At 73.5% G+C, this 12,622-nt stretch carries 11 protein-coding genes; all 11 read left to right on the plus strand.

Annotated features, from left to right (window positions below; translation table 11 throughout):
- Positions 1 to 2 precede the first annotated feature (2 nt).
- The 11 genes from EMA09_RS20745 (at position 3) to EMA09_RS20795 (ending at position 12,520) form a co-directional block, all read left to right on the plus strand.
- Entirely contained in the window at positions 3 to 1,295 is a 1,293-nt protein-coding gene (locus EMA09_RS20745) for a homoserine dehydrogenase (RefSeq protein ID WP_129842493.1), read from the plus strand.
- Positions 1,296 to 1,354: 59 nt separating this feature from the next.
- The gene (gene thrC / locus EMA09_RS20750) at positions 1,355 to 2,422 is read left to right on the plus strand and encodes a threonine synthase (protein WP_129844168.1); all 1,068 of its coding nucleotides are present in this window, start codon (positions 1,355 to 1,357) and stop codon (positions 2,420 to 2,422) included.
- Positions 2,423 to 2,625: 203 nt separating this feature from the next.
- Positions 2,626 to 3,552: a homoserine kinase gene (gene thrB, locus EMA09_RS20755; protein ID WP_129842494.1), complete on the plus strand. Its 927-nt coding sequence runs from the start codon at positions 2,626 to 2,628 to the stop codon at positions 3,550 to 3,552.
- Between the two features lie 392 nt (positions 3,553 to 3,944).
- Positions 3,945 to 5,927 carry a transcription termination factor Rho gene (gene rho, locus EMA09_RS20760; protein ID WP_129842495.1) on the plus strand — a complete coding sequence of 661 codons (1,983 nt, stop codon included), beginning with the start codon at positions 3,945 to 3,947 and terminating at the stop codon, positions 5,925 to 5,927.
- A 105-nt stretch (positions 5,928 to 6,032) separates the two neighbouring features.
- Entirely contained in the window at positions 6,033 to 7,151 is a 1,119-nt protein-coding gene (locus tag EMA09_RS20765; RefSeq protein ID WP_129842496.1) for an LCP family protein, read from the plus strand.
- Positions 7,152 to 7,272: 121 nt separating this feature from the next.
- A complete protein-coding gene (gene rpmE, locus EMA09_RS20770; RefSeq protein ID WP_129842497.1) occupies positions 7,273 to 7,497 on the plus strand; it encodes a 50S ribosomal protein L31 in 225 nt (74 codons plus the stop codon).
- Positions 7,498 to 7,617: 120 nt separating this feature from the next.
- A complete protein-coding gene (gene prfA, locus EMA09_RS20775; protein ID WP_129842498.1) occupies positions 7,618 to 8,688 on the plus strand; it encodes a peptide chain release factor 1 in 1,071 nt (356 codons plus the stop codon).
- Between the two features lie 24 nt (positions 8,689 to 8,712).
- On the plus strand, positions 8,713 to 9,600 hold the full coding sequence (gene prmC, locus EMA09_RS20780; RefSeq protein WP_129842499.1) for a peptide chain release factor N(5)-glutamine methyltransferase: 888 nt from the start codon (positions 8,713 to 8,715) through the stop codon (positions 9,598 to 9,600).
- Between the two features lie 31 nt (positions 9,601 to 9,631).
- Positions 9,632 to 10,279, plus strand: coding sequence for an L-threonylcarbamoyladenylate synthase (locus tag EMA09_RS20785; RefSeq protein ID WP_129842500.1), 648 nt, complete (start codon positions 9,632 to 9,634; stop codon positions 10,277 to 10,279).
- Between the two features lie 125 nt (positions 10,280 to 10,404).
- Positions 10,405 to 11,019 carry a protein-tyrosine-phosphatase gene (locus EMA09_RS20790; protein ID WP_240796703.1) on the plus strand — a complete coding sequence of 205 codons (615 nt, stop codon included), beginning with the start codon at positions 10,405 to 10,407 and terminating at the stop codon, positions 11,017 to 11,019.
- 67 nt (positions 11,020 to 11,086) lie between these two features.
- Positions 11,087 to 12,520, plus strand: a complete 1,434-nt coding sequence (locus EMA09_RS20795) for an MraY family glycosyltransferase (protein WP_129844170.1) — start codon at positions 11,087 to 11,089, stop codon at positions 12,518 to 12,520.
- The last annotated feature ends 102 nt before the right edge of the window (positions 12,521 to 12,622 follow it).

Raw genomic sequence — 12,622 nt, forward strand, 5'->3', positions numbered from 1 at the left:
GAATGGTGCGTAGCCGTCCGCTGAAGGTGGCGCTGCTGGGGTGCGGGGTCGTGGGCTCCCAGGTGGCCCGCCTGATGACGACGCACGCCGACGACCTCGCCGCCCGGATCGGCGCGCCGGTCGAACTGGCCGGTGTCGCCGTCCGCCGCCCCGCGAAGGTCCGCGGCGACCTCCCGCCCGGGCTGGTCACGACCGACGCCGCGGGGCTCGTCGGCCGGGGCGACATCGATGTCGTGGTCGAGCTGATCGGCGGCATCGAGCCGGCCAGGAGCCTCATCACCGCCGCGTTCGAGAACGGCGCGGGCGTCGTCACGGCGAACAAGGCGCTGCTCGCGCAGGACGGGCCGACGCTGCACGCCGCGGCGGCGGCCCACGGCGCCGACCTGTACTTCGAGGCGTCCGTCGCCGGCGCGATCCCGCTGCTGCGGCCGCTGCGCGAGTCCCTCGCCGGCGACACGGTCAACCGCGTCCTCGGCATCGTGAACGGCACCACGAACTTCATCCTCGACCGCATGGACTCCACCGGCGCGAGCTACGGCGACGCGCTGGAGGAGGCCACCGCGCTCGGCTACGCGGAGGCCGACCCGACCGCCGACGTCGAGGGCTTCGACGCGGCGGCGAAGGCCGCGATCCTCTCCGGCATCGCCTTCCACAGCCGCGTCGCCCTGGACGACGTGCACCGGGAGGGCATCACCGAGGTGACGGCCGCCGACATCGCGAGCGCCCGCCGCATGGGGTGCACGGTGAAACTCCTCGCGATCTGCGAGCGCGCGCAGGACGGCCGCTCCGTCACCGCCCGCGTGCACCCGGCGATGATCCCGCTGACGCACCCGCTGGCGTCCGTCCGCGAGGCGTACAACGCGGTCTTCGTCGAGGCGGAGGCGGCCGGGCAGCTCATGTTCTACGGCCCGGGCGCCGGCGGTGTGCCGACGGCGTCCGCGGTCCTCGGCGACCTGGTCGCCGCCTGCCGCAACAAGATCGGCGGCGGGCGCGGCCCCGGCGAGTCGGCGTACGCGGCGCTGCCCGTCGGCCCGATGGGCGAGGTCGTCACGCGGTACCACATCAGCCTCGACGTGAGCGACAAGCCGGGCGTCCTCGCCCAGGTCGCGACCGTCTTCGCCGGTCAGGGCGTGTCGATCGACACCGTGCGGCAGACCGGCAAGGACGGCGAGGCGCAGCTCGTCGTCGTCACGCACCGGGCGCCGGACGCGGCGCTCGTCGCGACCGTCGAGGCGCTGCGCAGACTGGACTCCGTCCACGGGGTCGCCAGCATCATGCGGGTCGAGGGCGAGTAGCGCCGCGCACGCACCGTGATCGCACACAGAAGGACACGATTGTCATGAAGTCACCCGTCATGTCCGCCACCAGCCGTCAGTGGCGGGGTGTCATCGAGGAGTACCGGGACCGGCTGCCGGTGACGTCCGAGACGCCCGTGGTGACCCTGCGTGAGGGCGGTACGCCGCTGGTGCCCGCCCAGGTCCTCTCCGAGCGCACCGGGTGCGAGGTCCACCTGAAGGTCGAGGGCGCGAACCCGACCGGTTCCTTCAAGGACCGGGGCATGACCATGGCCATCACGAAGGCCAAGGAGGAGGGCGCGCGCGCCGTCATCTGCGCCTCCACCGGCAACACGTCCGCCTCCGCCGCCGCGTACGCGGTGCGCGCCGGCATGGTGTGCGCGGTGCTCGTCCCGCAGGGGAAGATCGCCCTCGGCAAGATGGGCCAGGCCCTGGTGCACGGCGCCCGCATCCTCCAGGTCGACGGCAACTTCGACGACTGCCTGACGCTGGCGCGCGGCCTGTCCGAGAAGTACCCGGTGGCGCTCGTCAACTCGGTGAACCCGGTGCGCATCGAGGGCCAGAAGACAGCGGCCTTCGAGATCGTCGACATGCTCGGCGACGCCCCCGACATCCATGTCCTGCCGGTCGGCAACGCGGGCAACATCACGGCGTACTGGAAGGGCTACCGCGAGTACGCGGCCGACGGCCCGGCGACCCGCACCCCCCGCATGTGGGGCTACCAGGCGTCCGGCGCGGCCCCGATCGTGCGCGGCGAGCCGGTGAAGGAGCCGACGACGATCGCCACGGCCATCCGCATCGGCAACCCGGCCTCCTGGGCGTACGCGGAGGCGGCCAGGGACGAGTCGGGCGGCCTGATCGACGAGGTGACGGACCGCCAGATCCTGTCGGCGTACCGGCTGTTGGCGGCCCAGGAGGGCGTCTTCGTCGAGCCCGCGTCGGCCGCGTCGGTGGCCGGTCTGCTGAAGGCGCACGAGCAGGGGCTCCTCGACCCGGGCCAGCGCGTCGTGTGCACCGTCACGGGCAACGGCCTGAAGGACCCCGACTGGGCCGTGTCCGGCGCGCCCCGCCCGATCGTCGTCCCCGTGGACGCCGACGCCGCCGCCGAGCGCCTCGGCCTGGCCTGATCCCCACGCCCCGGATCCCCGCGGACGACACCGGGCGGCCCTGTATCGCGTCTGAACCTTCCTTCGATAGGCTGGTATTCGTCCCGGGGCGGTCTGCCGCCCGGGTCCCCGTCCGCGGGACGGGGGCCGGGTCCGGCGCGTCACTATCCGCCGCGCGCCCGCGGGGACGTGCCGCACATCTCACCAAGGAGAGTCATCCACCGATGGCCCATCCCGCCTTCCGCGCCGCCGCAGTGCGCGTCCGTGTACCCGCGACCAGCGCGAACCTGGGTCCGGGCTTCGACGCGCTGGGGCTCGCGCTCGGGCTCTACGACGATGTCGTCGTCCGTGTCGCCGACACCGGCCTCCACCTGGACATCGCGGGCGAGGGCGCCGACACGCTGCCCCGCGACGAGGGGAACCTGCTGGTCCGCTCGCTGCGCACCGCGTTCGACGCGCTCGGCGGCCAGCCGCGCGGCCTGGAGATCGTCTGCGCCAACCGCATCCCGCACGGCCGGGGCCTCGGCTCGTCGTCCGCAGCGATCTGCGCGGGCCTGATGGCGGCCCGCGCGGTCACCACCGGCGGCGAGCACAAGATCGACGACGGTGCGCTGCTGGAGCTGGCCGCCGAGATCGAGGGCCACCCGGACAATGTCGCCGCCTGTCTCCTCGGCGGTTTCACGCTGGCCTGGGGCGAGGGCGGCGCGGTCCGCGCCGTGCGCATGGACCCGGCGCCGGGCGTCGTGCCGGTCGTGTTCGTGCCCGCCCGTCCGCTGTCCACCGAGGCGGCCCGCGGGCTGCTGCCGAGGACCGTCCCCCATGTGGACGCCGCGGTGAACGCCGGCCGTGCCGCGCTGCTGGTCGAGGCCCTCACGCGGCGGCCGGAGCTGCTGCTGCCGGCCACCGAGGACCGCCTCCACCAGGAGTACCGCGCGCCCGCCATGCCGGAGAGCGTCGAGCTGGTGCGCCGGCTGCGGGCGGAGGGCGTCCCCGCGGTGATCTCGGGTGCCGGGCCGACGGTCCTGGCCCTCGCCGACGACGGTCAGGCCGAGAAGGCGGCCCTGCTGGCGGGCGACGGCTGGGCGGCGAACCGGCTGGCCCTCGACGCGGCGGGGGCGAGCGTCCTCCCGCTGTCCGGAACGGCGCAGTGACGCGGCCGCGCGGCCGCCCGGCGCCGCGCATCGTCACCGACGAGAGGGGGAATGAACGCGGTATCCGGTAGTGTTAATCTCAAGTCCGCACCCACGGCCCGACGGGGCCGGTGCGGAATTCCGGGGTCCCACCTCCTGGGGCCACCTCTTCTTCCGGGAGCGCCTCCACGCATCTGCCTGAGCAGCCTGCCGGGCAGCCCCGAGCACGCTCCGGAACTGGTGCGGCGGTAGTCCGCGACCCCAACGCACCACACCATGAATCGATCTTCCGCCCCATTCGACAGCGGGCGGAATCACCGCACCGGCCGGTCCACCGCACAGGGCCGCAGCCGGACAGCACGACCGGTCGCCGAGCCAGACAGGCCGACGTCCGCTCCAGGGAAGGACCCTTAGTGAGCGACTCCACCGATCTGATGGGCGTGAGTGCCGACACCGCCGACAAGACTGCCGGTGCTGCCGCCGCGTCCGCACCGGACGCTCCTGCCGCCTCCGCCGCGCCCCGGCGCCGGCGTTCCGGCACCGGCCTCGAGGGCATGGTGCTGGCCGAGTTGCAGCAGGTCGCCGCAAAGCTGGGCATCAGGGGCACGGCGCGGATGCGCAAGGGCCAGCTGATCGAGGTCATCAAGGAGAAGCAGGCCGGCGGCGCGGGCGCGGCGAGCGCCGACACCCGTCCGGCCGACGCCGCCGCGGAGAAGCCGAAGCGCCGCGCCACCTCCCGGGCCCGCACCGGTGACGAGGCGGCCGCGCAGATCGAGATCCCCGGCCAGGCCGCCGACGCGGGGACGTCCGAGGCGGCGCCCGCCAGGGCGGTGAACGGCTCGTCCGAGCCGGCCGAGAAGGACCGTGCCGACGGCGCCGCGCAGCCGGCGTCCGAGCAGGGCCGCGCCGAGGGCGGCAGGAACGCGGGCGGCGACGGTCAGCAGGACCGTCAGTCCAAGCGCGAGCGCGGCCGCCGTGACAAGGACCGCGACCGCGACAAGGGCGGCAACCAGGGCGGCGGCAGCCAGGACCGCGACCGCGACAAGAGCGGTGGCCAGGGCGGCGGCAACCAGGGCGGCGGCCAGGGCCGCAGCCGGGACCGGGACCGCGACCGGGACCGGGACCGCGACCGCGACCGGGACCGGGACCGTGACGACGACTTCGACGGCGGCCGCCGCGGCCGCCGCGGCCGGTACCGCGACCGGCGCGGGCGCCGGGGCCGCGACGAGGTCGTCGGCGAGCCGCAGATCACCGAGGACGACGTGCTGATCCCCGTCGCGGGCATCCTCGACATCCTCGACAACTACGCCTTCGTCCGGACCTCCGGCTACCTCCCCGGCCCGAACGACGTGTACGTGTCGCTGGCCCAGGTCCGGAAGAACAACCTGCGCAAGGGCGACCACGTCACCGGCGCCGTCCGGCAGCCGAAGGACGGCGAGCGCCGCGAGAAGTTCAACGCCCTCGTGCGCCTCGACTCCGTCAACGGCATGGCGGCCGAACAGGGCCGCAACCGGCCCGAGTTCAACAAGCTGACCCCGCTGTACCCGCAGGAGCGGCTGCGCCTGGAGAACGACCCGGGCGCCCTGATCCCGCGCATCATCGACCTGGTCTCGCCCATCGGCAAGGGCCAGCGCGGTCTCATCGTGGCCCCGCCGCGCACCGGCAAGACCACGATCATGCAGTCGATCGCCAACGCGATCACCCGCAACAACCCCGAGTGCCACCTCATGGTCGTCCTCGTGGACGAGCGGCCCGAGGAAGTCACCGACATGCAGCGGGCGGTCAAGGGCGAGGTCATCTCCTCGACGTTCGACCGGCCCTCCGAGGACCACACCACGATCGCCGAGCTGGCCATCGAGCGCGCCAAGCGGCTCGTGGAGCTCGGGCACGACGTCGTCCTGCTGCTGGACAACATCACCCGCCTCGGCCGCGCCTACAACCAGGCGGCGCCCGCCTCGGGCCGCATCCTGTCCGGCGGTGTGGACTCCGCCGCGCTCTACCCGCCGAAGAAGTTCTTCGGCGCCGCCCGCAACATCGAGGACGGCGGCTCGCTGACCATCCTCGCCACCGCGCTGGTCGAGACCGGCTCCCGGATGGACGAGGTGATCTTCGAGGAGTTCAAGGGCACCGGCAACATGGAGCTGAAGCTCGACCGGAAGCTCGCCGAGAAGCGCATCTTCCCGGCCGTGGACGTGGACGCCTCCGGCACCCGCAAGGAGGAGATCCTCCTCGGCGGCGATGAGCTGGCCATCGTCTGGAAGCTGCGCCGGGTGCTGCACGCGCTCGACCAGCAGCAGGCCATCGAACTGCTCCTGGACCGGATGAAGAAGACCAAGAGCAACGCCGAGTTCCTCCTGCAGATCCAGAAGACCACGCCCTCGCCCAGCGGCGAGTGACGAAGCGGTCACAGCGTTCCACCGCCCGCCCCCCGGCCACCCGGCCGGGGGGCGGGCGCGCGTGATCGACGGGCGCGGCCGGGCGTACCGGGTCACCATGGACGGATGAGCCCCGAACCGTTCGGATCGGATGGCGGCGAGCGGGCGGCCCGGCCCCGCGGTGCGGGGGACGGCGGGCGCCGCCGGCGCCGCCGCGCGCTGCGCGCGGCGCTTCTCGGTCTCGCCCTCGTCCTGCTGGTCGCGGGCGGCGGCCTCACGGCGCTGTACGTCAAGCTCGACGGGAACATCAGCGGTGTCGACATCGACACCGCGCTGGGCCGGGACCGCCCCGCCGACAGCCCCAACGGCTCCACGGACCTGCTGGTCCTCGGCTCCGACTCCCGGGCCGGCGCGAACGGCGCCTACGGCGGCAGCGAGCCGGGCGCCCGCGCGGACACCGCGATGGTCGTCCACATCGCCGAGAACGGCGAGGCGGCGAGCGTCGTGTCGATCCCCCGGGACACGATCGTCGACCGGCCCGCGTGCGAGCGTCCCGGCGGCGGCACCGCGCCCGCCAGGACGCGCTCCATGTTCAACGACGCGTACGCGGTCGGTGGCCCCGTGTGCGCGGTCAAGACCGTCGAGGAGCTGACGGGCCTGCGCATGGACCACTACCTGGAGATCGACTTCAGCGGCTTCGCGAAGCTGGTGGACACCCTGGGCGGCGTCGAGATCACCACCACCGAGGCCATCGACGACCGCGACTCGCGGCTCAGCCTGCCCGCCGGGACCCACACCCTCGACGGGGACCAGGCCCTGGCGCTGGTGCGCACCCGCAAGGCCGTGGGCGACGGCAGCGACCTGAGCCGCATCGAGCTGCAGCACAGCTTCCTGCGCGCCCTGGCCGAGCAGGTCGGCGACGCCGGACTGCTCACCGACCCGAAGCGGCTGTACGACTTCGCGGACGCCGCGACCTCGTCCGTCACGACGGACTCGTCCCTCGCGTCCGTGGCCGACCTCACCGGGCTCGCCCGGACCCTGCGCGGCATCGACCCCGACCGGCTCCAGACGCTCACGCTGCCGGTCACCCAGGACCCGGCCGACCCCAACCGCGTGCTGCCCCTGGAATCGGCCTCCCGCGCCGTGTGGGACGCCCTGCGCGCGGACCGGCCCGTCCCCGACTCGGCGCTGCGCGGCTCGACGGCCGGGGGGCACCGGGGGGACGGCCTCATAGCGGGGGAATAACGGGCGGCCCGACCCCGTTTTGGCCCTCGCGTACCAGTACTGGCAGACTGGACCGTCGGCCCCGGTTCACGGCGCGCGTCCGCGTGCCGACCCGGCGCCCCACCGCTAGCTAGGAGAGACCGTGAAGCGCGACATCCACCCGGCGTACGGCGAGACCCAGGTGAGCTGCACCTGTGGCGCCTCGTTCACCACCCGCAGCACCATCAGCGGCGGCAGCATCCGCGCCGACATGTGCTCGGAGTGCCACCCGTTCTACACCGGCAAGCAGAAGATCCTCGACACCGGTGGCCGCGTGGCCCGCTTCGAGGCGCGGTTCGGCAAGAACGCCGGGTCCACCCGCAAGTAGCGACCCCATCGGCGCCGGGCCCGGCCGTTCGTCAAGGCGAACGGCCGGACCGGCGCCTTTCGTGTCCCCACTTCCCCCGCATCCCTCCCCGCAGCACCCGTCATCCCAGGAGCGCACACGATGTTCGAGGCGGTCGAGGAACTCATCGGCGAGCACGCCGACCTCGAACGGAAACTCGCCGACCCCGCCGTCCACGCCGACCAGAACGCCGCGCGCCGCCTCGGCCGCCGGTACGCCGAGCTGACCCCCGTCGTCACCGCGTACCGGGCCTGGAAGTCACTGGGCGACGACATCGAGACGGCCAGGGAACTGGCCGCCGAGGACCCGGACTTCGCCGGCGAGGTCAAGGAGCTGACCGCGCGCCGCGAGGCCCTGACGGACGAGCTGCGCCTGCTGCTGGTGCCGCGCGACCCGAGCGACGGCAAGGACGTCATCCTGGAGATCAAGGCGGGCGAGGGCGGGGACGAGTCCGCGCTGTTCGCCGGCGACCTGCTGCGCATGTACCTGCGGTACGCGGAGCGCGTCGGCTGGCGCACGGAGATCATCGACGGCAACGAGTCCGACCTCGGCGGCTACAAGGACGTGTCCGTGGCCGTGAAGCACCGGGGCGTCCCGGAGGGCGGGCAGGGCGTGTGGGCGCGCCTGAAGTACGAGGGCGGCGTGCACCGCGTGCAGCGCGTGCCGGCGACCGAGTCCCAGGGCCGCATCCACACCTCGGCGGCGGGCGTGCTGGTGCTGCCCGAGGCGGAGGACGTCGAGGTCGAGATCGGTCCGAACGACCTCCGTATCGACGTGTACCGCTCCTCGGGACCCGGCGGCCAGTCCGTGAACACGACGGACTCCGCGGTCCGCATCACGCATCTGCCGACCGGCATCGTCGTGTCCTGCCAGAACGAGAAGAGCCAGCTCCAGAACAAGGAGCAGGCGCTGCGGATCCTCCGCGCCCGGCTGCTGGCGGCCGCGCGGGAGGAGGCGGACCGCGAGGCGTCGGACGCGCGCCGCAGCCAGGTGCGGACGGTCGACCGGTCCGAGCGCGTGCGGACGTACAACTTCCCGGAGAACCGCATCTCCGACCACCGCGTCGGCTACAAGGCGTACAACCTCGACCACGTCCTGGACGGCGACCTCGACGCCGTGATCCAGGCGTGCGTGGACGCCGACGCCGCCGCCAAGCTGGCCGCGGCCCAGTGACGGCGGGTGCGTAGGGTGGAATCCGTGACCGCTTCGTCGTCCTCGCCGTCCCCGTCGTCGCCCTCCCGGTCCGTGCTGCTGGCCGAGGTGGCCCGCGCCACCCAGCGCCTCGCCGACGCCGGGGTGCCATCGCCGCGTTTCGACGCCGAGGAGCTGGCCGCCTTCGTGCACGGCACGGAGCGCTCGCGGCTGCACAGCGTGCCGGACAGCGAGTTCGACGCGCGGTACTGGGAGGCCGTGGCGCGGCGCGAGGCGCGGGAGCCGCTGCAGCACATCACCGGCCGCGCGTTCTTCCGCTACCTGGAGCTGCAGGTCGGTCCCGGGGTGTTCGTGCCGAGGCCGGAGACGGAGTCGGTCGTCGGCTGGGCGATAGACGCCGTGCGCGCCATGGACGTCGCCGAGCCGCTGATCATCGACCTGTGCACCGGGTCCGGCGCCATCGCGCTGGCCCTCGCGCAGGAGGTGCCGCGCTCGCGCGTGCACGCCGTCGAGCTGGACGAGACGGCCCTGTCCTGGGCGCGCCGCAACGCCGAGGGCTCCCGCGTCGTCCTGCACCACGGGGACGCGCGCACCGCCCTGCCGGAGCTGTCGGGCCAGGCCGACCTCGTGATCTCCAATCCGCCGTACATCCCGCTCACCGAGTGGGAGTACGTGGCGCCCGAGGCCAGGGACCACGATCCGCAGCTCGCGCTGTTCTCCGGCGAGGACGGCCTGGACGTCATCCGCGGCCTGGAGCGGGCGGCCCACCGCCTGCTGCGGCACGGCGGCATGGTGGTCGTCGAGCACGCCGACACCCAGGGCGGCCAGGTGCCCTGGATCTTCACCGAGGACCGGGGCTGGGCCGACGCGGCCGACCATCCCGATCTCAACAACAGGCCCCGGTTCGCCACCGCACGCAGGGTCGCCCGCTGACCCGGCAACCGGGAGAGGAGAGACTTCACCCATGGCACGTCGTTACGACTGCACCGTCGCCGTCGACCGGGCCACCGGCCTGCGCGAGGCCGCTTCCGCCGTGCGCCGGGGCAACCTGGTGGTCCTGCCCACCGACACCGTCTACGGGATCGGCGCGGACGCCTTCTCGCCGGCCGCGGTCGGCGACCTGCTGGCGGCCAAGGGCCGCGGCCGGAACATGCCGAGCCCCGTCCTGATCGGTTCCCCGACGACCCTGCACGGCCTCGTCACCGACTTCCACGAGAAGGCGTGGGAGCTGGTGGACGCCTTCTGGCCCGGCGGGCTCACGCTGGTGGCCCGCCACCAGCCGTCGCTGACCTGGGACCTCGGCGAGACGCGCGGCACGGTCGCCGTCCGCATGCCGCTGCACCCGGTCGCGCTCGAACTGCTGAAGGACGTCGGCCCGATGGCCGTCTCCAGCGCCAACCGCAGCGGCCACCCGTCCCCGCAGACGTGCGACGCGGCCCGGGACATGCTCGGTGACTCCGTCGCCGTCTACCTCGACGGCGGTCCCACACCGGACGCGGTGCCGTCCTCCATCGTCGACGTCACCGGCGGGGTCCCGGTGCTGCTGCGCGCCGGGGCGGTGAGCGAGGAGGAGCTGCGGAAGGTCGTTCCCGATCTGGAGACCCCGCATTGACGCCGCCCCCGCCCAGCCCCGCGAGCCCCGCGGACACCGGGATACCGGCGCCCCGCGGCGACGGCGCGCCGTACACGCCGCCCGGCGCGCCGGGTGACGCCGCGCCGTCCGCCGAGGTCTTCCGCATCCTGCACGTCAGCACGGGCAACGTCTGCCGTTCCCCCATCACCGAACGCCTCACCCGCCAGGCCCTCGACGACCGGCTCGGCCCGTACGCGCGGGGCCTCGTCGTGGAGAGCGCCGGCACGTGGGGGCACGAGGGCGCGCCCATGGAGGAGCACGCCGCGCAGCTCCTCGCCGAGTACGGCGCGGACCCGGGCGGCTTCACCGGCCGTGAACTGCTCGACGAGCACGTCATCCAGGCCGACCTGGTGCTGACCGCGACGCGCGACCACCGCGCGCAGGTGATCTCCATGGGGCACTCGGCGGGGCTGCGGACGTTCACGCTGAAGGAGTTCACGCGGCTGGTGCGCGCCATCGACATGGCGACGCTGCCGGTCGCCGAGTCCGCCGACGGCCTGGTGGAGCGCGCCCGCGCCCTCGCCAGGGCCGCGGCGGCGCTGCGCGGGTGGCTGCTCGCGCCCACGGCGGAGGCGGACGAGGTGCAGGACCCGTACGGCGCCCCGCTGCCGTACTTCCGCAGCGTCGGCGAGGAGATCCGCACGGCGCTCGAACCCGTCGTGACGGCGCTGACGGGCGTTCCGCGACGTCCGGGGCACGCGCGCGGGGTCCTGCGCTGAGGCGGACGCGCGGCACGCGCGGGGCGCGGATCGTGAGAGGGTGTTGCGCGGTAGTCCGGCGAGACCACTGGGGCTTTCTGTGCGCGAATACCTGTTGACGCTCTGCGTCGCGGCGGCCGTCACCTATCTGCTGATCGGTCCGGTGCGGAAGTTCGCCATCGCCTGGGGCGCGATGCCCGCGATCCGGGCGCGGGACGTGCACCGTGAGCCGACGCCGCGTCTCGGCGGCATCGCGATGTTCGGCGGTCTGTGCGCCGGGCTGCTGGTGGCCTCCCGACTGGAGAACGCGGGCGAGGTCTTCCGGCTGTCGGACGAGCCCCGCGCCCTGCTGTCGGGCGCGGCGCTGATCTGGGTGATCGGCGTCCTGGACGACCGGTACGGCGTGGACGCGCTGGTGAAGCTCGGCCTCCAGATGGTGGCGGCGGGCGTCATGGTGCTCCAGGGCCTCACGATCCTGTGGCTGCCGATCCCGACGGTCGGCCTGGTGGCCCTGACCCCGCTCCAGGGCACGCTGCTCACGGTCGCGCTCGTCGTGATCACCATCAACGCCGTGAACTTCGTGGACGGTCTCGACGGTCTCGCCGCGGGCATGGTGGGCATCGCGGGCGCCGCGTTCTTCCTGTACAGCTACCGCATCTGGTACGGCTACGGCATCGAGTCCGCCGCCCCGGCGACGCTCTTCTCGGCCGTCCTGATCGGCATGTGCGTCGGCTTCCTGCCGCACAACCTGCACCCGGCGCGCATCTTCATGGGGGACTCGGGCTCCATGCTGCTCGGGCTGATCCTGGCGGCCGGCGCGGTGTCGATCACGGGCCAGGTCGACCCGGACGCGGTGTACCTCTTCACCCTGTCCGAGCGGGACACGGTCACGCAGCTGATGCCGGTCTACATCCCGCTGCTGCTGCCGCTGACGATCATCGCGATCCCGTTCATCGACCTGGTGATGGCGATCGTCCGCCGGACGTGGAACGGGCGCTCGCCGTTCTCCGCCGACCGCGGGCACCTGCACCACCGGCTGCTGGAGATCGGGCACAGCCAGTCCAGGGCCGTGCTGATCATGTACTTCTGGTCGTCCCTGATCGCGTTCGGGTCCGTCGGGTACTCGGTGCAGTCGGCGAGCGCGTGGATCGTGCCCACGATCGTGGGACTGAGCGCCGTCGGGCTGGTCGTCCTGCTGCTGCCGCGGTTCACCCCCCGGGTGCCGGCCTGGGCGCAGCGGATCGTGCCGCCGCGCTACCGTATGCGGCGCGCGGACGCCTCGGGAGAGGATCAACAGCCCACGTCCGAGGGCCTGTCGGAGCCGCCGGCCGATGCCGGGGAACGGCCCGTGACGGCCGCTGGGGAGCCCTCGCGCGGGGCGGACGACGTCCCGCCCGGGGAGCCCGGCACAGGGCCGCAGGACCCCCGTGCGAGGGCCGTACGGCCCGGTCCGCACGGTGCCTCGGCGGTGGGGGACCGGCAGCGCTTCGGCGTCCGCCGGAAGATCGACAGCCGGTCATAGCAGATGTCACGCTCGGCGTCAGCGCCGCAACGCCGTGATTACCCCTCTCGTGTGACGCCCTCCACACGAACTGGGTAAAGACCTCATCAAATAGTTTGTGAT

Origin of the sequence: Streptomyces sp. RFCAC02 (assembly GCF_004193175.1) — a bacterium.
GTDB lineage: Bacteria > Actinomycetota > Actinomycetes > Streptomycetales > Streptomycetaceae > Streptomyces.

Coding starts and splice junctions, on each gene's coding strand:
- EMA09_RS20765 (WP_129842496.1), top strand. CDS start 6,033: ATGAGCCCCGAACCGTTCGGATCGGATGGCGGCGAGCGGGCGGCCCGG.
- EMA09_RS20745 (WP_129842493.1), top strand. CDS start 3: ATGGTGCGTAGCCGTCCGCTGAAGGTGGCGCTGCTGGGGTGCGGGGTC.
- prfA (WP_129842498.1), top strand. CDS start 7,618: ATGTTCGAGGCGGTCGAGGAACTCATCGGCGAGCACGCCGACCTCGAA.
- EMA09_RS20785 (WP_129842500.1), top strand. CDS start 9,632: ATGGCACGTCGTTACGACTGCACCGTCGCCGTCGACCGGGCCACCGGC.
- thrB (WP_129842494.1), top strand. CDS start 2,626: ATGGCCCATCCCGCCTTCCGCGCCGCCGCAGTGCGCGTCCGTGTACCC.
- thrC (WP_129844168.1), top strand. CDS start 1,355: ATGTCCGCCACCAGCCGTCAGTGGCGGGGTGTCATCGAGGAGTACCGG.